A 25,507-nucleotide genomic window follows, 5' to 3' on the forward strand; every position below is an offset into this window, starting at 1 on the left:
CTGACCACCGCTACATGTGTTGTAGTTGCGTCAGTTCAGGCCCTAAATACGGTACAACAAATCTTTTTTCAAGGGAGCGAAGCCAGGTGAATCGCGTGCAGTTACGTTTTCTTTCGGTTGCGGACAACGTCGGGCTGGCCCGGGTAACAGCGGCCGCGTTGGCGGGTCAGGCCAATTTTTCTCTTAACGACATTGAGGAAATTAAGGTGGCCGTGTCAGAGGCGGTATCCAATGCGGTCATTCATGCCTACCGAGGCCGGCCGGATGGCTGGATCCAAGTGGATTTAGAGCTGGATTCGACCGGTATCACCATTGACGTGGAAGACTGGGGCGTGGGCATCAAAGATATCGAGCAAGCCCGCGAGCCGGCCTATTCCGAAGATCCTGAACGGATGGGGTTGGGCTTCGTATTCATGGAGTCCTTTATGCACGGTTTCGATGTGGAGTCGACCTTGGGCAAGGGCACGCGAGTCCACATGCGCCGGTTCGTGACGTTGTCTGGGGAACTGTCGCGCGATGCCCAATGAGGAGGTTGTGGGCGAAGGCGGAGTGGACGAGCCCGGTCTCTACCGTCGAGCCCAAGCTGGGGACGAAGCCGCTCGTCAGCAGCTGGTGGAGCGTCATTGGAACCTCATCTGGCACATTGTGCACCGTTTTTCAACGCGAGGGTATGAGCCGGACGATTTGTTTCAGGTGGGAGCCATTGGCCTCTTAAAGGCCATTGACCGTTTTGACGTGGATCGCGGTCTCAAATTCTCGACTTATGCGGTTCCGCTCATTATGGGGGAAATTCGCCGCCATCTGCGAGACGATCAGCCTATCCGGGTCGCTCGTTCGCTGCGTGAACTGGGAATGAAGGTCGAGGCCACGCGTGCGCAGATGGCCCAGCGGCTGGGGCGGGATCCGACCGCCCAAGAAATTGCGGAGGCCCTGAACGTTGAGGTGAGTGACATTACCGAAGCGTTGGAAGCGGTGCGCCCTTTAGCATCGCTCAATCAGACGGTGGAGACGCCCAACGGGTCGGAAACGCCCATTGGAGACAACATTAGCGACTCCCGCGCGGAGGGCGAATGGCTAGAGCAATTGGCCCTCTCACAAGCCTTTCAACTGCTGGATGAGCGCGAACGCTTTATTTTGCGCCTGCGCTTTGTGGAGGGCCGGACACAGGTGGAGGTGGCGCGCCGCCTTAATGTATCCCAAGTGCAGGTGTCACGGTTAGAGCGGCGTGCGCTGGAGCGGCTCAAAGCGGCCCTGAGTGACGAGGAAAGTCAAAGCTCCTGAGTAGGCGCTAGCACCTTTGGTCACACTACTCCCGAACCCAAGTTCGGGAGTTTTCTATGACCGGAGGGGACTTATGGATTCCGAGAAGAAGCAATATCAAGAGCTAACCCAGCGCATGATGCCTAAGCGGCCCATTCTGCGCAATGTGTTGTGGGCCTTTTTTGTTGGCGGGATTATTTCCGAGGTGGGTCAATGCGTCCAGTGGTTCTTTATGCACCAGGCTCATCTAAGTGCGAAAGCTGCGGGAGCGCCGACGTCGGTGGTGATGATTGGGGTCGGAGCCCTCTTGACGGGGCTCGGTTGGTACGACCGAGTCGTCAAACGCGGGGGCATGGGGGGCTCGCTGCCCATTACTGGGTTTGCCAACGCCATGGTCGCGCCGGCGATGGAATATAAGACGGAGGGCCTGGTTATGGGCATTGGGGCCCGTCTGTTCACCGTTGCCGGACCGGTATTGGTCTATGGTATGGCAGCGGCTTTTGTGGTCAGCGGGATTCGTTACCTGATTACGGGGGTCGCCTGATGGCGGTGGATAAAATTGGCCAGGCCACCTACGCCGTGCAAGGAGTGTACATCCAAGGAACCGGTTCCGTGGTGGGACCCAAGGAGGGTCAGGGTCCGCTTGGTCAACAGTTCGACCGCGTGTGGAAGGATGAGCGGGCTGGGCAAGCCACGTTTGAAAAAGCGGAGCAGGCGCTCTTGATTGAGTCCTATGACGAAGCCCTCAAGAAGGCCCAAAAGCGTTGGGAGGATATTGAACTGGTGGTGGGTGGCGATCTGCTGGATCAAATTATTACCACCAACTTCAGCGCCCGCCAACATGGACGGCCCACCTTGGGGCTGTTTTCCGCATGTGCCACCTTTACGGAAGCGTTGGCAGTGGGCGCACTACTCATAGGTGGGAACGGTCCCAAGACTGTCCTGGCTTCCGCGGCTAGCCATCATCAAACCGCCGAGCGGCAGTTTCGCTTTCCAGTGGAGTTGGGGTATCAAAGGACCCCGACCACCGCTTGGACCGCGACGGCAGCCGGCGCGGTGGTGTTGTCGGAAGATGTGGGGCCCTTAGCCATCGAGGCCGTGACCGTGGGGCGGGTAGTCGATATTGGCGGGAAGGATCCCAACGACATGGGCAGCGCCATGGCGCCGGCCGCCTTTGACACCATCTCCCAGCATCTTCAGGATACCGGCCAAGAGCCCGGGGATTTCGACAAGATCTATACCGGGGATCTGGGCCACTTCGGCATCAAAATGCTCATCGAGTATGCGGCCCAAAAAGGTCTTCAGTTTGGGGACGAATTGGATGATTGCGGCCGGTCCCTATATAACCAGGCAACCCAAGATACGCATAACGGCGGATCAGGGCCTGGTTGTTCCGCTAGTGTCTTTGCAGGTCCGCTAGCCCGACGACTGGTTCGGGGCGACTGGGACCGTATTTTGCTGGTGGCCACCGGCGCTCTCTTTTCCCCCACCACCTATCAGCAGGGCGAGACCATTCCCTGCGTGGCCCACGCTGTGGCGATCAAAGCGGTAAGGGGGGCAGGCCAATGATGTTTTTGTGGGCCTTTATCATCGGAGGGCTCTTGTGCGTGATAGCCCAGCTGGTGATGGACTTTGGTCGGTATACGCCCGGGCAAGTGCTGGTGCTGTTTGTAGTGTTGGGCGCCATCGCGGGCGGGATCGGGCTCTATGGCAAGCTGGTGAACTTTGCCGGAGCCGGAGCCACGGTACCCCTTCCGGGATTTGGCTACACGATGGTGGAGGGAATTGGGCAAGCTGTTCGCGAGAAGGGGCCGTTAGGGCTTTTTACCGGAGGACTGACGGCAGCGGCTGGCGGCATTAAAGCGGCCGTACTGTTTGGTTTGGCGGCGGCATTAATCTTCAAGCCGAAAGCCTAGTATCCGACAGACGGGAGGTTACAGGGTGGAAAAGAAGCGTGTCATCATACTGACGGATGGAGATCAAACCGCTTACCGGGCGCTGTCCGAAGCCTGCGACGAGTTGGCATGCCACCCGCTGCGAGCCTCGGAAGGGAACCCCACGCCCCTTTCAGGCCAGGAATTGGTGGAAAGGATATTAAAGGCGCCTAAGGAACCGGTGGTGGTCATGGTGGATGACCGGGGCGACGCCGGATTGGGCCAAGGCGAGCGCGCCTTGGACGTACTTATCAACTCCCCGGAATTGGATGTGATGGGGGTGGTGGCCGTGGCGGCGAATACCCATCCCGTCGAGGGGGTCCAGGTGGCGGAGTCTGTAGACCAGGACGGCCGTGTGGTGGAAAAGGCGGTCGACAAGGACGGACATCCGGTGGCTGATGCCGTGCTGCGGGGCGATACCGTGGATGTGCTTCAGGGTTATAAGGGACCCATTGTGGGACTCGGCGACCCGGGGAAAATGGAGGGCCACGATGCGGTAGGCCGGGGCGTACCGGCCACCCGCAAGGCATTGGAGGAAATCTTGCAAAAGGGGGGCAGCGGCCGTGCCCACGGTTAAATACAAAGTGCATGGCAAGGGGGCCGTTGCCACCCCGGAGATTTCCGACAAGCTTGAAGACAATCTCAAGTGGATGAAACGGTATTTAGGATATAAGGAGTCCTTCGATATCTTAGTTCGGGAGTTCGAGGTGGCGGGGCACAAGTGCGCGTTAATCTGCGTGGACTCCTTTATAGACTCTACCGTGCTGACACTTATCATGAAAGAGCTGGAGGCTCTGCCCGAGAGCGCCCTCACGCACCCGACCATGAACGGGCTCTTGAACCACGCGATTCCCTACATTGAGGTCTCGCCGGTGAGTGAATTGGATTCAGCTGCCAACCAGGTGCTGGCTGGGCCCGTCGCCTTTTTGGTCGACGGCGTAAAGCATGTGGTGGTTGTGGATGTGCGGAAGTATCCGGACCGAAAGCCCAGCGAGCCGTCGTTGGAGCGTGTTTTACGGGGACCGCACGATGGATTCGTTGAGACTTTGGTGTTCAACACCATATTGGTCCGCCGCCGGCTTCGCGATCCTAATCTCCGCATGGAGGCCCTGCAAGTAGGTCGCCGATCCAAGAGCGACGTGGTGATAATGTATATCAAGGACATTGCCGATGATCGGTTGGTGAAACTCATCCGGCAACGTTTGAAAACGATTGATGGCGATGCTATGACCATGTCAGAAAAGGCGCTGCAGGAGTGGGTTATCAAAAAGCCCTGGTGGAATCCATTCCCCAACGGAAAATTCACTGAACGTCCGGACGTGGCCGCTGAGCATCTAACCGAAGGGCATGTCTTAATCATGATTGACACGTCCCCCAACGCCCTGATCCTGCCGGTGACGCTGTTTTCCTTCTTGCAGTCGGCCGAGGAGTACCACGAAGATGTGATGGTTGGGACCTATCTCAAATGGGTCCGATTTCTGGGCATTTTGTTTGCCTGGGTGGTTCCGCCGCTCTGGTATGCTCTGGTGATCACCCATACTCACTTGCCTGGCAAGATGGATATTCTGATGAAGCCCAAAGTCACTGACATCCCGCTCTTCTGGCAATTGGTGGGCCTGGAGATTGGCGTGGACCTCTTGCGGTTAGCCCTGACCTTTAGCCCGGATCCGCTGACCCAATCCATGGGATTTTTTGGCGCCATCCTTTTAGGCAACGTGGCCATCAAGGCCAAACTGATTGACGCTGAGCCCATGGTGCTGGTTGCTCTGGCGGCCGTGGGAACATTCACAGCGCCCGACATTGACTTCGGCATGGCGATCCGCATGCTGCGCGCCTTCCTCTTGGTGTGTACGGGTATCGGCGCGATGATTGCGCTCCCGTGGGGGGGCTTTGCCGCCGGCATGATTATCCCCTTGATCATCATGTTCACCAATGATTCCTTTGGCGTCTCCTACATCTGGCCCGTGATTCCGTTCAACGGTCCGGCAGCGTTGGCTCAGTTCACCCGGAAGCCGCTCAACATGAAAATCTATCGCCCCTCCTTAACCCATCCCAAGGATAAAACCCACCGGCGGCCGCCGGGAAAGGAGTCGGTTTAGCGGTTGACCCAATGGGGGGGCGATGCTAGTCTGGAGACAGAACGGGACGCGATCCGTCGCGTCCCTTACTCTCTGGATAGGGGTTGGGCAGTTTGCGCCCGGACACATACACGAAAAATCCCGATGGCTCGATCGCCATTGGCGGGATTTCACTACAAGATTTAGCACGGGAATTTGGTACCCCCTTATATATATTGGATTACGCGTCCATTGTGCGGCGCATGCAGCACTATCGCGATGCACTCCAGTCCATGAGGCCCGCTGGCCGGGCGGCGTACGCCGGCAAGGCTTTTCTGTGTCGGGCCATGGTGGAAGTGGTGCAGCAGCAAGGGTTGATGCTCGACGTGGTATCTGGCGGAGAGCTGTTCACGGCCCTCAAGGCGGGATTTCCGGCTGAGCAAATTATTTTTCATGGCAACGTCAAGACAGATGAGGAATTGGAATTAGGCTTAACCGCCGGTGTCGGACAGTTTGTAGTGGATTCCCTTAGTGAGTTGGAACGCTTGGATCGCTTGGCGCGGCGGTTTTCGCGGCAGGCACCGGTGCTGCTCCGCATCACCCCCGGTATTGATGCCCACACGCATGATTTCATCCGTACGGGTCACTTCGACTCCAAGTTTGGATTTGGCCTGGCCGACGATATCGCCGATCAGGCTATGGAATTGGCGCTGGCGTCGGAGCATGTGACGACAAACGGATTTCACGCCCATATCGGCTCGCAAATTCTTGAGACCGACCCGTTTGTGGCCAATGCGGAAGCCCTGTTGCGCTTTAGTCGCCGGTGGCACGAGCGAGCGGGCTTTTGGCCGCGGGTGTTGGACATTGGCGGAGGCATCGGTGTGCGTTACGACGAGACAGACACGCCACCCGTGTTGGACGTCATTGTGCAGCGTGTGGAACGCGCTCTTGAAGCCCTCACGCCGCCCGATCTTGAGCCGCCTCAGGTGATTATGGAACCGGGGCGGTCGATTGTCGCCGAGGCGGGCGCGACTCTCTATACGGTGGAGGCTGAAAAGACGGTGGCCGGCGGCAAGATGTATGTGGCCGTGGATGGCGGCATGGGCGATAATATTCGTCCGGCCTTGTATCAAGCGCGGTACGGAGCCGAGGTGGATGGCAAGCGGGACGACGCCCCCGACTGTGTGGCAACGCTGGCCGGCCGCTATTGCGAAAGCGGCGACATTCTCATTGAGGGGGCGTCCTTAAAACGGCCTCAGGTTGGCGACCTTGTCGCGGTTTGGGCGACGGGCGCCTACAATTACTCCATGGCCTCAACCTATAACCGTGTACCGCGTCCCGCGGTCGTGGCGGTTTATGAAGGAACAGCGGACTTGTGGGTGGAACGGGAGACTTGGGAGGACGTCATGCGGTTGGACAAGCCTTTGAAGTTCGCCCAGCGGCGCGTGAACGCCTAATGGCTTCTGAGGAGGGGCTAGGACTGTACGCCCTGGCCGACCGCATTCGCCGTCATCCAGAATTGGCCCGAGAACTTCAGGTCTCTGCGCTGGCCCAGGAAGTGGGTGAGCACTGGCGCGAGCATAGCGACATGCTGGCCATTAGCGAGGAAATGCCGGTGGCGGCCTGGATTGTCAAAAAGAAGGTCGAGGGACTCATTCGTCCTGAGGAACCCCAGGTAGAGGAACCCGGGTTTGATCTAAGTCTGCGGCCCCCTTGGCTTGACGAGGCACTCTGGGTGCTTCAGGAGCAGGTACAGCGCGCTGCCGCCCGATGGGATCGGCCGGGGCAGGAAATTGTCCGCCCTGCCGCGCCGGTGAAGGACAGCAGCCCCTGGAAGTTATCCTGGGCCTATCCTAATGTGCGTCCTAAGCCCGTCCCGCCGGAACGTCGGGTAGCACGGGAGGTCGAGCCCCTCAGCGACCATATTCGGTCATTATCGGAGGCGGTTGCTCGCCTCGGCCGGGTGAATCTTCAGGCCAGCTTGGCGGATCGGCCACGCCCGGAATGGGTGGCGCGTTTTTTGGCGGCCGTTCACCTTTGGCACACGCGGGCGGTGGAGGTCGAGCAATCGGCGGCGTTCGCCCCTATTCATCTGACCCCCGGAGGTGAGCGTCGTGAATTTGGACCTTCTTGAGGCCCTGTTGTTCGTTCATGGCGATCCGGTCTCGGTTGACCAACTGGCGCTATGGTTGGACCTGCCCAGCACCGGCGTGGAGCAGCAATTGCAGGCGTTGGATGAAGCCTTGCAATCTCGCCAGTCAGGCCTCAGTGTTCAGCGCGTCGCCGGTGGGGTGCGACTGACCACGCATCCTCGGCTTCAAGATGCACTGGCCGCACGGCTCGGCCGGCGCGCGCCGGAACCGCTGTCGCATGCCGCCTGGGAGGTACTGGCGATTGTCGCCTATCGCCAACCCATCACCCGCCTGGAAATTGAAGCCATTCGTCAAACCGGATCGGAACGGGCCCTGGACACCCTCCTAAACCGCGAGCTGATTGAGGAAGTCGGACGCAAGGAAGCTCCCGGCAGGCCCATTTTATATGGTACTACGGCGCGCTTTTTGCGGGAATTCGGATTGGACAGCCCCTCGGATTTACCGCCGCTCAGTGTCGGTGGCGAGACAACCTCGTCCCAGGAATAGAAACCAATCGCAGGGGCACGCTAGCGCCATGGACTGGACTTGGGCGGTAATTGTGGCGGCTTTAGCGATCGTTGTCATTTGGGCGGTTTCCCGTCCCATCCGCCTGGTTATGGCGGCTGAGGTTGACGGTCTTACAAGTCGTCTCTCCATAGAGGTCCGCTATGCCTACATCCACCGCCAAAAGGAGTGGAATCCGCCGGTATGGCCGCAGTCTTCAAAGCATCATAACCCCAAGGAACCGTCTTTTTCGCTCACGCCGCACCTCATCGACGAAGCCATTTGGGCGTTTCGCGTTCTCAATCGCATCACCGACCAGCTCTGGCACCGCATGCGAGTGGAGAGGTTCGACTTATGTATTCGCGTGGGACTGGGCGACGCGGCCGCCACTGCGCTATGGATGGGACGGCTGACAGATCTTGCCGCATGGTGGATTGGTTTGCGCATCGCGCCGCGCGCCCAGTCGGCTCCCTCCTGGGTGGTCGTGCCGAGCTTTGACGAGCCGCTCGTGGCAGGGGAATTTACCAGTATAATTCGGCTTCAGCCCTCCGATATTATCCTCGCGATCGTATACGGCCTCTTAGGCCAGCCTAAAGGAGGGCACACCTATGGACAATCCGTCCAACACCACCAGCAGCACGCCTAATCCGTCCGTGCATCCCATTGAAGGCTTGATGAAGACCGCCATGGAGTCCATCAAGGGGATGATTGATGTCAACACGGTGGTCGGTCAACCGGTCGAGACCCGCGACGGCGGCACCATCATTCCTGTTTCACGGGTATCGTTTGGGTTTGCGGCTGGGGGCGGCGAATATTGGAGTCGGCCTACGGACAACGACGGCCACCCGTTCGGGGGCGGCAGTGGGGCGGGGGTTACCGTACACCCAGTGGGGTTCTTGGTCATGCATGGCGACAACGTCCGCCTCCTGTCCGTGGACAAGGGCGATATCTGGGAGTCGCTGGCGAACAATGTGCCGCAGTTGATTGACCAGCTGCAGAGCATGTGGAAGGACCGCGAGAATCCAGCCAGCAAGCGGCAGCGGAGCACCATCATCAACCCAGATACGGTGTCCTGAGCCTATGAGGAGCCTTTACAAGGGGATTATCGGCTTTGGGTTGGTCTCGATCCCTATTCAGGTTTTCAAGGCGATGGAAAGTGAGCGGGTGACCACCCATTGGATCCATGAACCATGCCGAACCCGCATCCAATACCAGAAGTTTTGCCCGACGTGCGAGCGCCCCGTCCCCGCCGAAGAAGTGGCGACGGGGGCGCCGTTGCCGGATGGGCGTTTTGTGGTTTTGCCTCCAGCAGATAAACTGCAGCCGGGCGACCATACCATCACCATTGTCAACTTTCCCGAACTGAAGGAAATTGATCCGGTGTTCTACGAGACCGCCTATTGGTTGAAGCCGGGTCCCGGAGGACAAAAGGCCTACCGCTTGCTGACCCGCGCCATGCGCGACATGGGGCGGGTTGCCCTGGCTGAAATGACATTACGGCAGCGGCCCTCGCTGGCGGTCGTGCGCGCCTACAACGAGACAACCTTGATGCTGCACCGCATGTACTATCCCGAAAGCCTCCGCCAGGACGGGGCATCGTTTGGGCCGCCGGTCGAAGAAAATATTCCGGACAAGGAATTGGCGATGGCTCGCACCCTGATTGAGCATATGGCCGAGCCATTTGAGCCGGAGCGCTACCCCAATCGCGCCCGCCTCGAACGTCTGAAACAAATCGAGGAGCTGATGCCCTCGGCAGTCATGCCTCAGACCACCCCCGAACGCGAAGTCATGGACCTGATGGAAAAGTTGAAGGCCTCGGTGGATGCGCGGGAAAAACATGGCGCCGGCTAATCTTTCACCCGGCGACTTTGTCCCGCCCATGTTGGCGGTGACAGCCGATCGCCCCTTCTCGCGCGCCGGCTGGTGGTTTGAAACCAAGTGGGACGGGTACCGCGCCATCATCAGCCACGGCCGGACGTTTCATGTCTACTCCCGCCGCGGACATGATTTGATGCGCTGGTATCCGGTTTTGCGCCAGGCCGCCCCATACGTACCGCAAGACACCGTCTTGGATGCGGAGCTGGTGGCCTGGGAGGACGGCCAGCCTAATTTTAGCGCGCTTCAGCAGCGACGGGCGGGCCACTATTTGCTGATGGTCTTCGACTGCCTGTATGCCCACGGCCGATGGCTGATGCATGAACCTTTCAAGACGCGCCTGGAAATTTTGCATCAAGTGGTGGCCACCCGGGGAATGATTGTGGTGTCAGAGGGCGTGGCGGAGCGTGGCGAGGACTACTTTCGCGCCATTGAAGACATGAACCTTGAGGGTGTAATGGCCAAGCGGCTGGATGGCGCCTACTTGCCTGGCCGCCGAAGTCCCAGTTGGCAAAAGTTTTTAGCGTTAAAAAGCGCCTGGTTCTGGGTGACGGGCGTCCAGCAAAGCGACCATGAGCACTGGCTTTGGCATTTGGCCCGCGAGCAGGAGGGACGGCTGGTGGCAGCGGGCCGGGTGTCGGCGCCCGCGGGATGGACGGCATCGATGGAAACTGGGGCTGGCCGGCTATCTTCACCCTTGGCCGTTGAGGTCGCATATCGGGAAATCACGCATGAGGGGCATTTACGGCATGCAAGAGTCAGACAGTGGCGTCAAGGCAGCGTGGCCCAAAGTCTCCCACCCATACCGGATTCTCTATCCTAAGCCTGGGCTGACACGGATGGACGTCCTGGGGTACTACGCGGAGGTGGCGCCGTATCTTCTACGGCTTGCCAAGGGCCGAGCCATTACGGTTAAGCGATGGCCGCACGGCGTGGATGGGACCATGTTCTATCAGAAGCATCCGCCGGAGGGCGGTCCCATCCTGGTTGAGGATCTGCCCAGTCTGTTAACCTGGGTGGCACAAGGGGCCCTGGAGTTTCATGCGCCGCTGGGGCATGTGGACCAGCCCTTGCAACATGATTGGGCCATTTTAGACCTCGACCCCAACCCACCAGCCGGTTGGGAGAGTGTGATGGCGGTGGCCCGCGTGTTCCGGTCCCTCTTGGACTTGTTGGAGATCCCCTTTCTTTTAAAGACCTCGGGGCAACGGGGCCTACATTTTTACATTGCTATAGAGCCATTAGACCATCGGGAGGTCATGGCCATTATGGGGCGGTTGTCGGAAATGATTTGCCAGACGGTGCCTGAACTCGCCACGCTGGAACGGTTGAAGCGCGACCGCGGCAATCGGGTATATCTCGACTATCTGCAAAATGGCTACCAGCGCACCACCGTGTTGGCGTATAGCCTGCGTGCGACCCCCAATGCCACCATATCCACACCGATTAGATGGGAAGACCTGGCGACTCCGGCGGACGGCTGGACCATGGAGCGGGTGCGGGCGCATCTCGGACGTCATGGGAATCTGTTTGAGTGGCAAGGACCTCGGGTCGATTTAGAGGGCGTGGCCCGCCGCCATGGCCTGCGGGCACAAGAGAGGAGGATGCCGAGTGACCGTTGAGCCGGAGGCGCTGGCGATGGCCCGGCAACTGGAAGCCTGGCCTCATCTGAAAGGGCATGTGAAACAGGGATTAGATTTGCACGCCTATCAGGTGGAAAGTGTTCTCAAGGTTGTCAACGATTTGCAGGGACGGGCCATTTTGGCGGACGAGGTGGGGCTCGGGAAGACCATTGAGGCCGGATTGGTCGCGGCGGAGTTGAAGGCGCGCGGCGCCGTTCAGAACGTGCTGATTTTGGTCCCCGCCGGTCTGCAAACGCAATGGGTGGAAGAGCTGGGGGCCAAGTTCGGTTGGCAAGCGATGCGGGGGCCCAAAGATCCGGGATGGCTTTGGGTTCTATCCATCGACACCGCCAAGCGGCCGCCGCTTTTGCACCAGTTGCAATACGTGCAATGGGATTTGGTGATTGTTGACGAGGCGCATCACTTAAAGAACACGCGTACGCAAAACTATCAGCTGGTGGAGGGGTTGAAGTGCGAACATCTCTTGTTGCTCACCGCCACTCCGATGGAAAATCAACTCACCGAACTATATACCCTGGTGAATCTCGTCAAACCGGGGTTGTTTGGCCCGTATCTTCGCTTCTACCGCCAATTCATTCTTGATAAGCGCACGCCCAAAAATGCCGCCGAACTCCGAAAGCTGTTGAGTCAGGTGATGGTGCGAAACCAACGGCAATCGGTGGGGATTCCGTTTCCCGAGCGGGAAGTGACGCTGGTGCCGCTGAAACTGGGCCAAGCGGAACAGATGTTATACGATGAAATCTCGCATGCGTTGAAGCTGGAATATCGGCAGCGCATCGGGGCCGACCAGACGGTGCTGCCTCTTCTCATTTTGCAACGGGAGCTCTGTTCCTCGCCCCGGGCGCTGCTGCCGACATTGCGCTCATCGAGCTGGATCGGGGAGGGGCTTAATGGGTTGGTGGCCTTGGCCGAATCCATTGGCATCACGGCCAAAATGCGAGCGGTGCGCGATTTGGCCCGCCATGTGCAAGACCGCATGCTCATTTTCACTGAATATCGCGGCACCCAGGAAGCGCTAGTCGAATTTCTGCGCGACCAAGGGTTTGAGGCGGAGGCGTTCCACGGTGGGTTAAGGACGCGCGATCGGGATCAACTGGTCGAGTGGTTCCGGTCCGGCAAGCGCATTTTGGTTTCCACGGAGGCCGGCGGACAAGGCATCAACCTGCAGTTTTGCCACGTGGTGGTAAATTTCGACTTGCCCTGGAATCCCATGCGGATTGAGCAACGCATCGGCCGCGTCCATCGAATCGGTCAAACCCATCCGGTAGAGATTTATAATCTTTACGCCGTCAATACCGTGGAGGAGAACATCTTGCGGCTCTTACACGAAAAAATTGACCTGTTCCGCACCGTCATTGGGGAACTGGATGTGATTCTTCGCCATATTGAACGCCGCGGCAGTCTCGAAAAACGGCTCATTGATATTTTCTTCTGGGAGGATGACCAGGACAGCGTAATCGCACGTCTTGACCAATTGGGCAACGAGTTTTTGGCCGCCCGCCGGCGGCTGAGTTGGCCCAACCCTGATACGGTGGTCGACGCCTCCGAGAGTGGCCAATCCCTGCTCTAGCCGATACAATGGGGCGAGGAGATGGTGGCATGAGAGTGTCCCGAGAGCGGGGATGAGTGTATTTAGTGTCCGAGACCGCCGCATGTTGCGTGAGATGTTGGCCGATGTGACGCGACCCGTGGGCGTTTTGGCCTATGCAGAGGATAGCCAGCGACCGGCGGTGGAAGATTTGATGGGGGAATTGGCGCGCTTAACCCGTGGGCCGCTGTCCGCCCAGGTGTTGAATGACGACCACGATGGCGCGCTTATCCGTGCTATTGGATTTCAGAGAACTCCAAGCTTTGCCTTTGTTAATGCGCATGGCGAAATCGCCCCCGTGGAGATGGTGGGCTTGCCGACCGGCTACCAGTTTGGGGCTTTCTTGAACATGCTTTTAGTGTTGAATCGCGGTCGCCTGAATCTGTCCCATGCCGTACAGGGGGCCTTAAAAAACGCCGGGCGCGACGTTCGGCTTGAGGTTGTCGTGGCCGCGACCTGCCCTAACTGTCCTGGGGTGGTGCGGTTGGTTCAGCAGTGTGCGCTGGCCAACCCAGCCCGTATACGGGCGGTGAGCATCGATGCCATCCAGCATCCCGATTTGGCAGGCCCTGGGGTGGAGGCGGTGCCGCTCACGCGTATCTGGGTTGAGGGTCGGATGGCCGGGGAGCACACCGGTCTCATGTCAGAACAGCAATTATATCAGCTGATCCAAGGAGCGCTGAAAGGAGTACGGTGGCGTGACAGAACGATTGGACAACATTGAGGAGGCGCGGGCCTGGGCGCGGCGCCAGCGATCGCGGGGCGATTCGGTGGCGTTGGTTCCGACCATGGGGGCGCTCCACCGGGGCCATTTAGCGTTGGTTGAAGAAGCCCAGCGGCGAGTCGAGCGGGTCGTGGTGTCGATTTTCGTCAACCCGCTGCAATTCGGGCCGATGGAGGATTTGGCCCGCTATCCCAGGACCTGGGAACAAGACTGGGAGCGGTTGGCATCGTTGGGTACGGATGCGGTTTTTGCCCCCTCCGTGGACGTCATGTACCCCAACGGGCCGGCCTTGACGCGCGTCAATGTGGAACCCCTGTCGGGGGTGCTCTGCGGGCGGACCCGCCCTACCCATTTCCAAGGGGTGGCCACGGTGGTTAGCAAGTTGTTCAACATCCTTCAACCAGATGTCGCGGTCTTTGGGGAAAAGGACTGGCAGCAGTTGGCAATTATTCGTCGGATGGTGGACGATTTGAATTTTCCCGTGTCGGTGGTGGGGGTGCCGACGGTGCGGGAAGAGAGTGGATTGGCGCTGTCCTCGCGAAACCAATATTTGACCGATGACCAGAAAACGCAGGCCACCGCCCTTTATCGTGGGCTGGCGACGGCCCGGGACCGTTATCGCGCCGGTGAGCGTCGGCGGGAGCCATTGCGCCAAATCGTGCTGGACGTATTGAGCGGGGCGGGCATCGAGCCGGAGTACGTGGAATTGGTTCATCCTGACACCCTCGCTCCCGCGCCGGACATATTGGACGGGCCGACCCTCTTGGCGCTTGCGGCGCGCCTCGGCAAAGCGCGGCTCATTGACAATGTGATTCTTGGCAGGAGTTAAGCCAAGCCCGCATATACTCCCCTGGACAAGGGGGGAGCGGTTTGGTCAATGTTGTCTGGCTGGTTCTGATTGTCGGCGGCATTATTGTCTCAGGACTCCACCACACCATGTTGCCGGTCACGCAAGCGGTTGTCACGGGAACAGAAAAAGCCGTGGAGGTCGCTTTTGGGTTCATTGGCATCTTGACGCTCTGGCTGGGCATGGCCCGTATTGCCGAGGAATCGGGGCTAATGCGCGCCTTCGCCCGTTTTCTGGCGCCTATTGTTTCACGGCTCTTTCCCGGCATTCCCGCCAATCATCCGGCGATGGGCAATATGGTGATGAACATGGCGGCCAACATCTTGGGCATGGGAAGCGCCGCCACGCCGTTTGGCCTAAAGGCCATGGAGGAGCTGCAAAAACTCAACGATGTCAAAGATCGGGCATCGGCCAACATGATTACCTTTTTGGCCATCAACACCGCATCGATCAATCTGGTCCCAGCCACTGTCATTGCACTCCGGGTGGCCGCCAATTCTAAGGATCCAACCACTATTGTCGGTCCGACCATTATTGCCACCTGCTTTTCCACGTTGGTCGCGGTGGTGGCCGACCGCATCTTCCGCCGGATGAGCCGAGATGATACGGCTCCGCCTCCAGATGGCGGCGTCTAATGATACATCCAGTGAGAAACAGCCACGGCGGCCACGAAGCCGGCCAAATCGCCAATCAAGGCCACGGGCAGCGCATAGCGGGTGCGTCGGACGGCAATGGATCCGAAGTAGAGGGTAATGACGTAAAACGTCGTGTCGGTGCTGCCCTGAAGTGTTGAGGCGAGCCGCCCCACAAAAGAGTCAGGGCCAAAGTGGTGCAGGATGCCCGTGGTAATGCCGAGTGCCGCCCCGCCGGAGAGCGGCCGGACCAGCATTAGCGGCACCACCTCGGCGGGAACGCCGACGTAGGCGAGCGGTTTGGAGAGCATCCGGATGACAAAGTCTAAGGCGCCGGACGCTTGGAAAATGTTTAATGCCACCAAGATGCCCACCAGGAAGGGGATCATTTTGATGGCCATCTGAAAGCCTTCCTGGGCGCCCTCGACAAAGACATCATAGATTTTGATGCCCCGAAGCCAGCCATACAGCGGGATGGCGGCCAATAAGAAAGGGATGGCCCAAACCGAGATTGTATCAATAATGTGATTGAGCATTTGTCTCCTCCGGACATACCCCAAAGCAATGGCTCCTGGTATACTGAACCCGCGCTGGTTAAATGCTAAAGAGTGGATCAGGGCCTGTCTCAACATATACAAAAGTGGGCCGATCCAGAACGGAAGGAGCGTCATCATGTCTATCAGCGAACGGTTGGAGTCCTTGGGACTTACTCTGCCTGAGCCTCCCAAAGCCGTAGCCGCATACATACCCGCCCTCGTGAGTGGGACGCTTTGCTATACGTCGGGGCAGCTGCCCTTCAAGGACGGCAAACTGGTTGCCGAGGGGCAAGTTGGAGCCACGGTGGAGCCGGCGGCCGCCTACGAAGCTGCTCAACAGGCGGCTTTAAACGCCATCAGCGTAGCGGCGCAAGCGGCAGGAGGATTGGAGCGCTTGAAGCGAGTGGTCAAAGTGGTCGGATTTGTGCAAAGCCACCCGGATTTTCATGGGCAGCCGCAGGTCATCAACGGAGCCTCTGAACTCTTGGAGAAAGTGTTTGGCGACAACGGACGCCACGCCCGTTCGGCGGTGGGGACCAATGCCTTGCCGCTCAATGCTGCCGTTGAGGTGGAAATCATTTTCGAGGTTGACGCTTAGATGGTGATGCGCGTTCAGCGGGTTTTGCAGCAAGCTGGTTTGGCATCGCGCCGTACGGCGGAGGCCTGGATTCAGGCCGGGCGGGTGAAGGTTAACGGCCGCGTCGTGGAGCTCGGTGCGACGGCAGACCCCGAACGCGACACCATTACGTTGGATGGGCGGGTGGTGGCGCTCGGCGAGCGCCCCCCGGTCTATTTGGCCTTGCACAAGCCTCCCGGCTATACCACCTCGCTCAAGGATCCGCATGCTGAACACTTAATCACGGAGCTGGTACCCGAAAAGTTTGGACGTGTGTTTCCCGTGGGCCGGCTGGATCGCGATAGCGAGGGCCTTATTTTGCTGACCAATGACGGACAGTTGGCGCATGCGCTCATGCATCCCTCCAGCCGCATTGAAAAAGTCTACGAGGTGTGGGTTGAAGGGGTGCCGCGAAAGGCGCACTTGAACCGCATTCGGGACGGGATTGAGCTGGATGACGGTCTAGCTCAAGCTGATCAGGTGGACCTGGTCAAGAAAGAACCTCAGCGTGCGTTGCTACGCATGACCCTTCATGAGGGGCGCAAGCGTGAGGTGCGGCGCATGTTGAGCTCTATCGGACACCCGGTGCAACGATTGGTGCGGGTGCGGTTTGGCAACATCCGCCTCGAAGGGCTAGAGCCGGGAAAAAGTCGGCCGTTGACGCATCGTGAGGTGCGAGAACTAAAAGCGCTGGTCCGGGAAGGACAAGAAAGGAATCGAAGAACCCATGGATTCACGAAGCCAGGTGGTAGCCAACATTACCGCCGTGAGCCAATTTCACCCCGAGGATCGCGGAATTCGCTCGGCCACGCCGGAGGAGATTCGCGCCGGCCTCACCGCTGATGTGTACTTTGTCGGCACACAGCAGATATTGCAGCATCTCCATAAACAAGAGCAGGTGGTTGCCGCTGAAGTGTTCGCGAACCATGCCGGGATATTGGCGGGGGTCGAGGAGACGCTGGCCTTGCTGGCGCCGCTGCCCGTAACCGTAGAGGCTCTGGAGGAGGGCCGGGCGGTCGCGGAGAAGGAGGTGGTGATGCGCATTACCGGGCGCTATGGCGACTTTGGGTTGTTTGAAACAGCCATCTTAGGGATTTTGGCGTCATCCTCGGGCTGGGCCACCGCCGCCCGTGAAGTGGTGGAGGCCGCCCATCCTGTGCCCGTCTTTTCCTTCGGCGCCCGCCATGTGCACCCGGCCGTGGCTTCGGTCATGGATCGGGCTGCACTGGTAGGCGGCGCGCAAGGTGCCAGTTCCATTTTAGGGGCTCGCCAGGCGGGTGAAACCCCCTCCGGGACCATGCCGCACGCGCTGTTGTTGATGGTGGGGGATACGGTTGAGGCGGCCCGCGCCTATGACCAGGTCATGCCCCCCGAGGCCCCCCGGGTGGTGCTGGTGGATACCTTTAAGGATGAGGCCGAGGAAGCCATTCGTGTGGCGGAAGCGCTTGACGGGCGGCTTGGGGCGATTCGGCTCGACACCCCGCGTGAGCGGGGCGGCGTCACCCCGGGGCTGGTGCGCGAAGTGCGGGCGCGCCTGAAGCAGGCCGGATATCCCGATGTCGGGGTGTTTGTTTCCGGGGGGTTGACCCCGGAGCGGATTATCGCCTTAAAGGAGGCTGGGGTGACGGGGTTTGGCGTGGGCAGCTACATTGCTGCAGCCTCTCCTTTGGACATGACCATGGATCTCAAGATGGTGGAGGGGCGGCCGGTGGCCAAACGTGGACGTATCCCGGGACTGACCGATAATCCCCATCTTACCGTGAAACTGGCCAACGCTCCTGAAATGCGCGGTTAAAGCGCTCCCAGTCGCCGCGGGGCATGTGCTCGGCCACACCATTAAGCCATTCGCGGGATCCGGTCTCCAATGCCTGGGCTAGTCGATGCGGCAACGCCTCTGCCGGCGGCAACCAGGCGATGAGGCGGGCCCGCGCTCTCTGGCGGGCTTCGAATGAGGTGGGCAAGTGCTCTTCCAACAGTCGACAGGCGGCCTGGGGATCCCCCGCTAGGTAATAGGCCTCGGCTTCGGCCAGGAAGTCCGGGTCGTCATGTCGAAAGAGATTCCAAAGAGGTGCCGCTTCGGCACTGACCAGGGTGAGCGACCGCAATATGATGCGTCGGCGTTCGGGGGTGGAGACCCAGTAGCTTTCGGTGCTGAAGAGGCGTGTCGCCAGAGCACGCGCCACATGCGGCAGCTTCCCCCAGTGGATCCACACCGGATCGAGGGGCAAGCCAGGCTGAAACCAGGCCAACGCAGCCCACTCCTCGGGGTCTTTGAGGCCCCGCTCGATGCGGCGGTCTCGCCATCGCTGGACGCGCTCTTGAACTGCCGCTGAGGATAGCCACGCGGGGTGCATGTCCGCCCAAATTTCCGCGGCGGGATCCCGCTCAACCGGTAAGGACGGATCACCGTCGGTTAGCCAATCGGGACCTTTCTCCCCCGGCGGGTAACGCCAAGCGGGGACTTCGGCCGGGATTCGATCCCAGGGAAATCGCTGGTCCAGCAACCAAAAAGTCGGCATGTTGCCAATGTGCGGGCGAATGCGCCAGGAGAGCTCCGGGTAGAGACGCTCAGGCCGGGCGAGATCGAGTAGCAGGGCGACGGCATGGGCACACGGCATGCGTCGTTCGCAGCCGCAGCGAATCCGAATATCTCCGGTGCCAGCGTCGACGGCCGGATGATATCGATCTTGATATCCCATGAGCTCTGCGGTATAAAGAGCCCCCATGTGCACCCGGCGATTCAGCCGCTCGTCACGGAGATAGTCGCGGGCTTGGTTGACCACTGCGATGGGAGCCCGGTCAACCCAGCGATATAGCGCATCAGCCTCGGGAGGCATGCTTCCCATTCCCTTCCGTTGTGTTCAATGCGATTCTACCAGATTTGTGCCTTCCCCTTGCGGAACGGCCAGAATGTCGGCACAATGGGAAAGATAGGCGGCAGAATTGCGAAAAAGGGGGGATCTGGTGATGGAACTCAAGTGCCGAATTTGTGGGCAAGCGGTGGAGGTGCCTGTATGGTCGGAGGAGTACGAGCGGCTCAAGTCGTCGGACGATCCCGCATATATTTGCAGTGCCTGCCAAGAAAAGATTCGTTTTGATGCGCAAAAGGAGCAGCAATAGGCTAAAAGGGGGATCGATTCGGGTGATTCGGGGAATTCGCGGCGCGACCACGGTGGACCAGGATGATGCGGATGAAATATTGACCCGTACCGGGGAATTGCTTAAGGAAATGGCGCGGGTAAATCGCTTGGATCCTGAAAACATGGCCAGCATTTGCTTTACCCTTTCCCCGGACTTGCGGGCCACGTTTCCGGCGGAAGCGGCTCGTCGGATTGGTTGGCAATATGTGCCTGTTATTTGTATGCGCGAATTGGACGTGCCGCATGGGCTCAAAAAGGCCGTGCGGGTGTTGATGCACGCGGAAACGCCCCTTGGACAGCGAGAAGTTCAACACGTGTATCTTCGCGGAGCCGTGGTTTTGCGAGAAGATTTGAAGGCAGACGTGGGAGCCCGTGACTAAAGAGACCGGCGCCGGCGTCATTGCTGTGGATGGGCCGGCGGGCGCTGGCAAGAGCACGGTGGCTCGTCGATTAGCCGCCGAGTTGGGGTTTTTATATCTCGACACCGGGGCCATGTATCGGGCCCTGGCCCTGAAGGCGTTGCATGAGGGCGTGGATTTGCGGGACGAGGCGGCACTCGCTTCACTGCTGTCTGACACAACCATTGATCTCTATCCTGCGCCCGAGGGGCGGGTCCGGGTGATTGTCGATGGTGCCGATGTGACGGATCACCTGCGCTCGCCGGAGGTCAACGCGAGTGTGGCGCTGGTGGCAGGATTCGCCTCGGTTCGCAGCGAAATGGTGTCTCGGCAACGGGATATGGCCCGGCAGGGAGCGGTGGTTATGGATGGTCGGGATATTGGAACCTTTGTGCTTCCCGATGCGGAGGTGAAATTCTTTCTGACCGCGTCGTTGGAAGCGCGGTCGGAGCGGCGTTGTCAAGAGTTGACGCGGCTAGGGTATGACGTCTCCCTAGAACGCATTCGGGAGGAAATCCAGCACCGGGATTTGCTGGATTCCAGTCGGCCCTACGCGCCGCTCGCTATGGCGGAGGACGCGGTCTTGATCGACACTACCCACATGGAGGTTAATGAGGTCGTGGCGCGCATGTTGGCAATTTGCCGCCATCGGCTGGGATAAATGGTCGTATATTGGGCTTTATATTGGGCTGTACGCGTAGTCTTGTCGCTCTATTTCCGCGTGCGAGTGTATGGCTTGGAAAGGGTTCCGCGAGAGGGACCGCTTATTGTGATCGCCAATCATCGAAGCGGCTTCGACCCGCCCATGGTGGGCGCCTTAATGCCTCGGCCGGTGCATTTTATGACCAAAGTCGAGCTCTTTTCCTATCCTCTTCTGCCTCTTGTCTTTAAGTACGTTCAAGCCTACCCGGTGCGCCGAGGTCGGCCCGACCGCCAGGCGATTCGCCACTCGCTGGATATTCTCCGGCGGGGCGAGGTGATTCTGCTGTTTCCGGAGGGCCACCGCACGGAGACCGGGGATTTACAGGAGGCGCGCTCGGGTGTGGTATACCTGGCACAAAAGACGGCGTGTCAATTAATTCCGATTGGTATTAGCGGCGAGTATCGATTTCGCCGCACTATTCGTTACGTAGTTGGGGAACCTTTTACCATCGATCCGCAGATGTCGAGACGGGAAGCCCAGACACTTGTGATGGAGAAAATTCGGGACCTCGTGCAAGAAGGCGAATCGATGGGACGCCGTTGAGCTTTTTGGGTGAAATGGTTGGATATTCCTTCAATCCGTTGTAAGATGTGAGAGAATAGCCTTCCCTGGCTGTTTGGGAATGGAACTTGGGAGGTCGGCACTGATGGATGAGCGTAAGGAACAGGAAGGAGCTTCGAACGGCGCCCGCAATGAGATGGAGGAAGCCCTGAACATGGAAGATTCGCTGGCATATGGGCCCGCAGGCGACGCGCGCCCCGGCGATATCCTCCAAGGCAAGGTGGTGCACATCTCACAGGATGGGGTGCTCGTGGACGTCGGGGCAAAGTCCGAGGGCATCATCCATCTGCGCGATCTCAGCCATCGGCGCGTGGAGCGGGCTGAAGATGTAGTGCAGTTGGGTGACGTCATTTCCGTCTACGTTTTGGGCCACGAGGGTGAGGAGGGCGCCTTGAAGCTATCCAAGCGCCGGGCCGATGAAGAGGTGGCCTGGGAGCGGTTGGAGGAGGCCCAGAAGAACAACGAGGTCCTGGAAGCCCCAGTTGTGGAAGTGGTCAAGGGCGGCTTGGTGGTGGATGTGGGTCTTCGCGGTTTTGTTCCCGCGTCACTCATTGCCCCCGGGTTCGTGCATGATCTGGAACCGTTCTTGGGGCAGCCGGTGCGTGTTCGGGTAGTGGAGATTGACCGCCATAAGCGGCGTGCCATCTTGTCCCGCAAGGACGTCTTGGCCGAGGAAACTAAAGCCAAACAGGAAGAGATTTGGTCCAAAATTGAGGAAGGCCAGATTTGGGACGGAACCGTTAAAAGCATTACCGATTTTGGCGCCTTTATCGATTTGGGCGGTGTGGATGGGCTCCTGCACATCAGTGAGATGTCGTGGACGCGCATTAACCATCCCTCCGAAATATTAGAAGTGGGTCAGCCTATCCGCGTCAAGGTGATTCGGCTCAACCCGGAAAAGGGCAAGATTTCGCTCGGACTCCGCCAAGTTGAGGGAAGTCCTTGGGACAAGGTGGCTGAGCACTATTTAGTAGGGAACATCTACCGTGGCCAGGTGGTCCGATTGGCGACCTTTGGTGTGTTTGTGCAGTTGGAGCCAGGAGTTGACGGGCTAGTGCACATCTCGCAGCTGGCCGATTACCGGGTCACGAATCCCTCTGAAGTGGTGCAGATTGGGGATGAAATTGCAGTCAAAGTGCTGCAGGTCGATCCGGAGCGCAAGCGCATCTCGCTGTCGAAACGGGAGGCGGATGCTGAAGGGGGCTTAGATGCGGTGGTTGAGCCGGAACCGGAGGCACCCGAGGAGCCGGACTCACCACGCCGAATGGCCGCCTATCACGCCGGGGACTGGGACGACGAGTTAGGCGAGGATCAGGAGCCAGACCAGCAGTAGACCCAAAGAGATCCCTGCGGGGATCTTTTTTCTTTCTGTCACGCATAATTTCGGACGGAATATGAATACGATCAATCCGATTGTGTTAAGATTGTGTTAAGGAAAGGTTATGATTCGATTAAGGGGTGAAAGTGACTGACCGTCGTCGCCGGAATTATCTTCGTGCTCATTGCAGCGTTCGCCGGAATTTCCGGGGTGAACGACGGGGGCAATCTTATCGGAACCTACTTGACGTCCAATAGCGTGCGACCGCTAGTGTCAATGACGTTGCTTTTAGGAAGCGTGCTTGTCGGCCCGCTCTTATTCGGGACCCGGGTGTCGCATACCATCGCGGTAGAAATTGTCAATTTCCAAGCGGCGGGCCACCAGGTTCTGGCTGTTTCTTTATTGGCGGCGGTGGTCACCTTGTTGGTCACCTGGCGGCTGTCCATCCCTACCAGCACGACCATGGCGCTCGCTGGGGGCATGGTGGGAGCAGTGATAGCTGATGGGCATTTAGGCCTCATTCAATGGCCGGGGGTATTGAAGGTCGCTATCGGACTGGTGGGTTCCGTCCTGGTGGGGTTTTTTGTCGCGTTCCTGCTATCATCCTTTCTCTGGATGCTCATGCGCCGATATCCCCAGATTGGGTTTGCAGGCGGGCGCGCGCAGATGGCAACCATTGTGTTCCAGGGACTCGCCTATGGGGCCAATGACCAAGAGAAAGCTATTGGCCTGATGGCGGTGCTGTTGATGCTCGTCGGCCACCACGTCCGATATCAGGTGTCCCTTTTGGCTATTGTGTTGCCTTGGCTATTTTGGACGGGCGGACTTTTTGTTGGGGGTCTTCGCATTGCCCGTACAGTTAGTGGTCACGTGTTTAAGTTGGTGGACATGTCGGCCGTTAGCACGCAACTGGGCGCGGCGCTCACGGTCGGTGCGGCCGCGCTGCTGGGACTGCCGGTGAGCACCACGCAGACGACCGACGGCAGTTTGTTTGGGACCGGCACCGCTCTCAAACCCTATCATGTGCGGTGGCATACGGTGGGAAAGTTCTTCCGGGTGTGGGCGCTGACATTGCCGCTTGCGGTCGTGATGGGCATGGTCATGATGGGGCTGGTACGAGTCGTAGGACTGTAATGAAGAAGGCTGATAGGAGGCATGAGACGTGCGGTGGCGCGACTTACTAACCGGCACTGGCGACAGCTTTCCCCAATTGCTCTCACGCCAGTTGGAGGAGACGCTGTTAGTGGTGGAGGCAGTGTTGGACTATATCAAGGCGGACAATTTTGAGGACAAGGAGTCTATCGCCGCGACCGCTGGCGAGTTGGAGCATCAGGCGGACGCTGCACGGCAAGAACTCATGGACCGCTTGAGCCAAACGTTTGTCACGCCTTTTGACCGCGAGGACATCAACGAACTGTCGCGCGCCATTGACGACATTGCCGATTATGCGGAAAACACCATTAAGGAAATCCGCCTCTATCAAGTTGAGACCGATCAGTTCATCCGCGACATGGTGCGGACCTTGCACGATGCTGTGCAGGCGCTCGCGGAAGCGGTGGCCATGTTGACTCAAGATGGCCAGGCCGCCAATCGCGCCGCGATGGTGGCAAAGTCTCTGGAAAACAAGATGGAAGGGCTGTATCGAAAGGCGATCGCGCACTTTTCGCCGGAAACGCCGGTCCATTATCTCATTAAAATGCGGGAAGTCTATCGGCATCTTTCCAATGCCGCCGACCGGGTTGATTTGGCGGCCAATGTCATTAACTCCATCGTCGTCAAGCAAAATCTCTAATATAGGGATGCGTCCACACCTCGGCTGGCTGCCGAGGCTTTTTGTTTCATGCGGCAAGCCCGTGACGAGACCGGAGGTTAAACAGAGGTGGCGGACAGGGTGGACCTGTGCCGTCGGCGAGGGCTTCACCAGATTCCGGTGGCTCGCTCATATTCTTCCCGCGCCTGTGCCACCCTTTCTAATGACGCAATTTCAAGCAGGGAATTTCTTTTTGGGTCCCGAAGTAGCCAAAGAGGTGATCAGAATGGCAGTCAACCGCGTCGTCTACTTCGTCAAGCGGCCAGAAGGAATGATCTCAGAGTCCTGTTTTGAGATTCGCGAGGAAGCGTTTCCGACACCCGAAGAGGAGCAGGTGATTGTGAAGAGCCTGTATGCCTCGGTGGATCCTTACATGCGAGGGCGCATGTCGCTCGGCAAGTCTTATACCGACCCCTTCCCCCTCAATACGCCTATGCAGGGCGCTATGATTGGCGAGGTGGTGGATGGAGGCGACACCGATCTCAAGGCGGGCGATCGGGTCAGCGGCGTGTGGCCCTGGGCGGAGCAAGCTCGTATAGCCCGCGCCAAGTTGAAAAAGCTAGACCCGAGCGTTCCGCCGACAGCGGCCTTGCATGTGCTGGGCATGCCAGGCCTGACCGCGTACATAGGCCTCACCAAATTTGGACAGCCCAAGCCCGGCCAGCACTTGGCGGTATCGGCGGCCGCCGGGGCTGTGGGCAGTCTGGTAGGCCAGATTGGCAAAATTTTAGGGCTCCACCCGGTGGGCATTGCCGGCAGTGACGAGAAGTGCCAATCGCTTCTAAAGCTGGGATTTGAGGGCGCTGTCAACTACCGGCACGCGGAGTTCCCGGAGGAGCTCAAAAAGGCGCTCCCGAATGGCGTCGACATTTACTTCGACAATGTTGGGGGGCCGGTCACCGACGCGGTGATGGCGCTGTTGAACCCCCATGCGCGCATTGCCATCTGCGGCCAAATCGCCACCTATAACGGGGATCCGGCGTCGTGGCCAAAGCGGCCGCTGTTCGCCGACTTGTTGGTGAGCCGAGCCCGGGCTGAAGCCTTCATCGTGGGCGAGCACCAAGCGGACTTCCCGGCAGCACTGACGCAACTGCACAACTGGTACCGGCAAGGGCGGCTGCGGGTGGAAGAATCTATCAGCGATGGTTTTGATCAATTGATTCCCGCCTTAGTGGGGCTTTTTCACGGCGCCAACCGCGGCAAAGCTATCGTCAAAACGAATTAGGGGG

Annotated in this window: 32 protein-coding genes; 30 read left to right on the top strand and 2 right to left on the bottom strand. The window is 59.0% G+C overall.

All coding sequences use genetic code 11. The annotated features are described in order from the left end of the window. Positions 1 to 86: 86 nt before the first annotated feature. The 19 genes from spoIIAB to HIJ39_RS08770 all read left to right on the top strand — a co-directional run bounded on the left by spoIIAB (position 87) and on the right by HIJ39_RS08770 (position 15,199). On the top strand, positions 87 to 527 hold the full coding sequence (spoIIAB, locus tag HIJ39_RS08680) for an anti-sigma F factor (protein WP_338055121.1): 441 nt from the start codon (positions 87 to 89) through the stop codon (positions 525 to 527). Positions 528 to 534: 7 nt separating this feature from the next. Beyond that, on the top strand, positions 535 to 1,281 hold the full coding sequence (locus HIJ39_RS08685) for a SigB/SigF/SigG family RNA polymerase sigma factor (protein ID WP_338055122.1): 747 nt from the start codon (positions 535 to 537) through the stop codon (positions 1,279 to 1,281). A 73-nt stretch (positions 1,282 to 1,354) separates the two neighbouring features. Beyond that, positions 1,355 to 1,804 (top strand): stage V sporulation protein AC, encoded by a 450-nt coding sequence (gene spoVAC, locus HIJ39_RS08690; protein WP_169098732.1) that lies wholly within the window; start codon positions 1,355 to 1,357, stop codon positions 1,802 to 1,804. Continuing rightward, a complete protein-coding gene (locus tag HIJ39_RS08695) occupies positions 1,804 to 2,829 on the top strand; it encodes a stage V sporulation protein AD (protein WP_243239462.1) in 1,026 nt (341 codons plus the stop codon). The genes spoVAC and HIJ39_RS08695 overlap by 1 nt, the downstream gene beginning before the upstream one ends. Next, a complete protein-coding gene (gene spoVAE / locus HIJ39_RS08700; RefSeq protein ID WP_169098734.1) occupies positions 2,826 to 3,176 on the top strand; it encodes a stage V sporulation protein AE in 351 nt (116 codons plus the stop codon). Before HIJ39_RS08695 ends, spoVAE begins: the two co-directional genes overlap by 4 nt. Positions 3,177 to 3,201: 25 nt before the next feature. After that, positions 3,202 to 3,771 (top strand): stage V sporulation protein AE, encoded by a 570-nt coding sequence (locus HIJ39_RS08705; RefSeq protein ID WP_169098736.1) that lies wholly within the window; start codon positions 3,202 to 3,204, stop codon positions 3,769 to 3,771. Continuing rightward, positions 3,758 to 5,293 (top strand): spore germination protein, encoded by a 1,536-nt coding sequence (locus tag HIJ39_RS08710; RefSeq protein WP_169098738.1) that lies wholly within the window; start codon positions 3,758 to 3,760, stop codon positions 5,291 to 5,293. Before HIJ39_RS08705 ends, HIJ39_RS08710 begins: the two co-directional genes overlap by 14 nt. Positions 5,294 to 5,385: 92 nt before the next feature. After that, a complete protein-coding gene (lysA, locus tag HIJ39_RS08715) occupies positions 5,386 to 6,708 on the top strand; it encodes a diaminopimelate decarboxylase (RefSeq protein ID WP_169098740.1) in 1,323 nt (440 codons plus the stop codon). Next, entirely contained in the window at positions 6,708 to 7,385 is a 678-nt protein-coding gene (locus HIJ39_RS08720; RefSeq protein WP_169098742.1) for a hypothetical protein, read from the top strand. Before lysA ends, HIJ39_RS08720 begins: the two co-directional genes overlap by 1 nt. Beyond that, the gene (gene scpB / locus HIJ39_RS08725) at positions 7,366 to 7,890 is read left to right on the top strand and encodes an SMC-Scp complex subunit ScpB (protein ID WP_169098744.1); all 525 of its coding nucleotides are present in this window, start codon (positions 7,366 to 7,368) and stop codon (positions 7,888 to 7,890) included. Before HIJ39_RS08720 ends, scpB begins: the two co-directional genes overlap by 20 nt. 28 nt (positions 7,891 to 7,918) lie before the next feature. Further along, positions 7,919 to 8,533, top strand: coding sequence for a hypothetical protein (locus HIJ39_RS08730; protein ID WP_169098746.1), 615 nt, complete (start codon positions 7,919 to 7,921; stop codon positions 8,531 to 8,533). After that, positions 8,496 to 8,963, top strand: coding sequence for a GerW family sporulation protein (gene ytfJ, locus HIJ39_RS08735; protein ID WP_169098748.1), 468 nt, complete (start codon positions 8,496 to 8,498; stop codon positions 8,961 to 8,963). The genes HIJ39_RS08730 and ytfJ overlap by 38 nt, the downstream gene beginning before the upstream one ends. Positions 8,964 to 8,967: 4 nt before the next feature. Beyond that, a complete protein-coding gene (gene ku / locus HIJ39_RS08740; RefSeq protein ID WP_169098750.1) occupies positions 8,968 to 9,738 on the top strand; it encodes a non-homologous end joining protein Ku in 771 nt (256 codons plus the stop codon). Continuing rightward, complete coding sequence (locus HIJ39_RS08745; protein WP_169098752.1) at positions 9,710 to 10,585, top strand: ATP-dependent DNA ligase; 876 nt, start codon at positions 9,710 to 9,712, stop codon at positions 10,583 to 10,585. Before ku ends, HIJ39_RS08745 begins: the two co-directional genes overlap by 29 nt. Then, positions 10,512 to 11,384, top strand: a complete 873-nt coding sequence (locus tag HIJ39_RS08750; RefSeq protein ID WP_207711562.1) for a DNA polymerase domain-containing protein — start codon at positions 10,512 to 10,514, stop codon at positions 11,382 to 11,384. Before HIJ39_RS08745 ends, HIJ39_RS08750 begins: the two co-directional genes overlap by 74 nt. Next, positions 11,374 to 12,975, top strand: coding sequence for a DEAD/DEAH box helicase (locus HIJ39_RS08755; protein ID WP_338055123.1), 1,602 nt, complete (start codon positions 11,374 to 11,376; stop codon positions 12,973 to 12,975). Before HIJ39_RS08750 ends, HIJ39_RS08755 begins: the two co-directional genes overlap by 11 nt. A gap of 52 nt (positions 12,976 to 13,027) precedes the next feature. Beyond that, the gene (locus HIJ39_RS08760) at positions 13,028 to 13,717 is read left to right on the top strand and encodes a thioredoxin family protein (protein WP_169098758.1); all 690 of its coding nucleotides are present in this window, start codon (positions 13,028 to 13,030) and stop codon (positions 13,715 to 13,717) included. After that, positions 13,692 to 14,546 (top strand): pantoate--beta-alanine ligase, encoded by an 855-nt coding sequence (gene panC, locus HIJ39_RS08765; protein WP_338055124.1) that lies wholly within the window; start codon positions 13,692 to 13,694, stop codon positions 14,544 to 14,546. Before HIJ39_RS08760 ends, panC begins: the two co-directional genes overlap by 26 nt. Before the next feature lie 41 nt (positions 14,547 to 14,587). Then, the gene (locus HIJ39_RS08770; RefSeq protein WP_169098760.1) at positions 14,588 to 15,199 is read left to right on the top strand and encodes a nucleoside recognition domain-containing protein; all 612 of its coding nucleotides are present in this window, start codon (positions 14,588 to 14,590) and stop codon (positions 15,197 to 15,199) included. Here the strand turns inward: HIJ39_RS08770 and HIJ39_RS08775 are convergent. Continuing rightward, on the bottom strand, positions 15,196 to 15,732 hold the full coding sequence (locus tag HIJ39_RS08775) for a spore maturation protein (protein ID WP_169098762.1): 537 nt from the start codon (positions 15,730 to 15,732) through the stop codon (positions 15,196 to 15,198). The genes HIJ39_RS08770 and HIJ39_RS08775 overlap by 4 nt on opposite strands. A gap of 136 nt (positions 15,733 to 15,868) precedes the next feature. Here HIJ39_RS08775 and HIJ39_RS08780 point away from each other — a divergent pair, with 136 nt between their 5' ends. The 3 genes from HIJ39_RS08780 to HIJ39_RS08790 are packed head-to-tail and all read left to right on the top strand — an operon-like array spanning position 15,869 to position 18,143. Next, positions 15,869 to 16,330, top strand: coding sequence for a RidA family protein (locus HIJ39_RS08780; protein ID WP_169098764.1), 462 nt, complete (start codon positions 15,869 to 15,871; stop codon positions 16,328 to 16,330). Next, positions 16,331 to 17,191: a pseudouridine synthase gene (locus tag HIJ39_RS08785; protein ID WP_169098766.1), complete on the top strand. Its 861-nt coding sequence runs from the start codon at positions 16,331 to 16,333 to the stop codon at positions 17,189 to 17,191. Then, positions 17,076 to 18,143: a nicotinate phosphoribosyltransferase gene (locus tag HIJ39_RS08790; RefSeq protein WP_169098768.1), complete on the top strand. Its 1,068-nt coding sequence runs from the start codon at positions 17,076 to 17,078 to the stop codon at positions 18,141 to 18,143. Before HIJ39_RS08785 ends, HIJ39_RS08790 begins: the two co-directional genes overlap by 116 nt. Here HIJ39_RS08790 and HIJ39_RS08795 read toward each other — a convergent pair. Further along, positions 18,103 to 19,194: a hypothetical protein gene (locus tag HIJ39_RS08795; RefSeq protein WP_169098770.1), complete on the bottom strand. Its 1,092-nt coding sequence runs from the start codon at positions 19,192 to 19,194 to the stop codon at positions 18,103 to 18,105. The genes HIJ39_RS08790 and HIJ39_RS08795 overlap by 41 nt on opposite strands. 121 nt (positions 19,195 to 19,315) lie before the next feature. On the opposite strand from HIJ39_RS08795, the gene HIJ39_RS08800 reads away from it, so the two are divergent. The 8 genes from HIJ39_RS08800 (at position 19,316) to HIJ39_RS08835 (ending at position 25,503) form a co-directional block, all read left to right on the top strand. Then, a complete protein-coding gene (locus HIJ39_RS08800; RefSeq protein ID WP_169098826.1) occupies positions 19,316 to 19,468 on the top strand; it encodes a DUF2197 domain-containing protein in 153 nt (50 codons plus the stop codon). Between the two features lie 22 nt (positions 19,469 to 19,490). After that, positions 19,491 to 19,868 (top strand): chorismate mutase, encoded by a 378-nt coding sequence (gene aroH / locus HIJ39_RS08805; RefSeq protein ID WP_169098772.1) that lies wholly within the window; start codon positions 19,491 to 19,493, stop codon positions 19,866 to 19,868. Next, positions 19,861 to 20,547, top strand: coding sequence for a (d)CMP kinase (gene cmk, locus HIJ39_RS08810; protein ID WP_169098774.1), 687 nt, complete (start codon positions 19,861 to 19,863; stop codon positions 20,545 to 20,547). Before aroH ends, cmk begins: the two co-directional genes overlap by 8 nt. Beyond that, positions 20,548 to 21,132 (top strand): lysophospholipid acyltransferase family protein, encoded by a 585-nt coding sequence (locus HIJ39_RS08815; protein ID WP_169098776.1) that lies wholly within the window; start codon positions 20,548 to 20,550, stop codon positions 21,130 to 21,132. Between the two features lie 103 nt (positions 21,133 to 21,235). Beyond that, the gene (gene rpsA, locus HIJ39_RS08820) at positions 21,236 to 22,483 is read left to right on the top strand and encodes a 30S ribosomal protein S1 (protein ID WP_169098778.1); all 1,248 of its coding nucleotides are present in this window, start codon (positions 21,236 to 21,238) and stop codon (positions 22,481 to 22,483) included. 162 nt (positions 22,484 to 22,645) lie between these two features. After that, positions 22,646 to 23,602 carry an inorganic phosphate transporter gene (locus HIJ39_RS08825; RefSeq protein ID WP_338055125.1) on the top strand — a complete coding sequence of 319 codons (957 nt, stop codon included), beginning with the start codon at positions 22,646 to 22,648 and terminating at the stop codon, positions 23,600 to 23,602. Between the two features lie 28 nt (positions 23,603 to 23,630). Further along, the gene (locus HIJ39_RS08830; protein WP_169098780.1) at positions 23,631 to 24,260 is read left to right on the top strand and encodes a DUF47 family protein; all 630 of its coding nucleotides are present in this window, start codon (positions 23,631 to 23,633) and stop codon (positions 24,258 to 24,260) included. A gap of 244 nt (positions 24,261 to 24,504) precedes the next feature. Then, positions 24,505 to 25,503, top strand: a complete 999-nt coding sequence (locus HIJ39_RS08835; protein WP_169098782.1) for an NADP-dependent oxidoreductase — start codon at positions 24,505 to 24,507, stop codon at positions 25,501 to 25,503. The last annotated feature ends 4 nt before the right edge of the window (positions 25,504 to 25,507 follow it).

Source organism: Sulfobacillus harzensis (genome assembly GCF_012933365.1).
GTDB lineage: Bacteria > Bacillota > Sulfobacillia > Sulfobacillales > Sulfobacillaceae > Sulfobacillus_B > Sulfobacillus_B harzensis.

Bases quoted from the DNA above. Each gene is read 5' to 3' on its own strand.
- HIJ39_RS08760 (WP_169098758.1), top strand. From the start codon at position 13,028: ATGAGTGTATTTAGTGTCCGAGACCGCCGCATGTTGCGTGAGATGTTG.
- HIJ39_RS08780 (WP_169098764.1), top strand. From the start codon at position 15,869: ATGTCTATCAGCGAACGGTTGGAGTCCTTGGGACTTACTCTGCCTGAG.
- HIJ39_RS08835 (WP_169098782.1), top strand. From the start codon at position 24,505: ATGGCAGTCAACCGCGTCGTCTACTTCGTCAAGCGGCCAGAAGGAATG.
- HIJ39_RS08730 (WP_169098746.1), top strand. From the start codon at position 7,919: ATGGACTGGACTTGGGCGGTAATTGTGGCGGCTTTAGCGATCGTTGTC.
- spoVAE (WP_169098734.1), top strand. From the start codon at position 2,826: ATGATGTTTTTGTGGGCCTTTATCATCGGAGGGCTCTTGTGCGTGATA.
- HIJ39_RS08775 (WP_169098762.1), bottom strand. From the start codon at position 15,732: ATGCTCAATCACATTATTGATACAATCTCGGTTTGGGCCATCCCTTTC.
- HIJ39_RS08745 (WP_169098752.1), top strand. From the start codon at position 9,710: ATGCGCGGGAAAAACATGGCGCCGGCTAATCTTTCACCCGGCGACTTT.
- rpsA (WP_169098778.1), top strand. From the start codon at position 21,236: ATGGATGAGCGTAAGGAACAGGAAGGAGCTTCGAACGGCGCCCGCAAT.
- HIJ39_RS08695 (WP_243239462.1), top strand. From the start codon at position 1,804: ATGGCGGTGGATAAAATTGGCCAGGCCACCTACGCCGTGCAAGGAGTG.
- HIJ39_RS08795 (WP_169098770.1), bottom strand. From the start codon at position 19,194: ATGGGAAGCATGCCTCCCGAGGCTGATGCGCTATATCGCTGGGTTGAC.
- HIJ39_RS08800 (WP_169098826.1), top strand. From the start codon at position 19,316: ATGGAACTCAAGTGCCGAATTTGTGGGCAAGCGGTGGAGGTGCCTGTA.
- ytfJ (WP_169098748.1), top strand. From the start codon at position 8,496: ATGGACAATCCGTCCAACACCACCAGCAGCACGCCTAATCCGTCCGTG.
- HIJ39_RS08750 (WP_207711562.1), top strand. From the start codon at position 10,512: ATGCAAGAGTCAGACAGTGGCGTCAAGGCAGCGTGGCCCAAAGTCTCC.
- ku (WP_169098750.1), top strand. From the start codon at position 8,968: ATGAGGAGCCTTTACAAGGGGATTATCGGCTTTGGGTTGGTCTCGATC.
- HIJ39_RS08720 (WP_169098742.1), top strand. From the start codon at position 6,708: ATGGCTTCTGAGGAGGGGCTAGGACTGTACGCCCTGGCCGACCGCATT.
- spoVAC (WP_169098732.1), top strand. From the start codon at position 1,355: ATGGATTCCGAGAAGAAGCAATATCAAGAGCTAACCCAGCGCATGATG.
- HIJ39_RS08790 (WP_169098768.1), top strand. From the start codon at position 17,076: ATGGATTCACGAAGCCAGGTGGTAGCCAACATTACCGCCGTGAGCCAA.
- HIJ39_RS08785 (WP_169098766.1), top strand. From the start codon at position 16,331: ATGGTGATGCGCGTTCAGCGGGTTTTGCAGCAAGCTGGTTTGGCATCG.
- HIJ39_RS08815 (WP_169098776.1), top strand. From the start codon at position 20,548: ATGGTCGTATATTGGGCTTTATATTGGGCTGTACGCGTAGTCTTGTCG.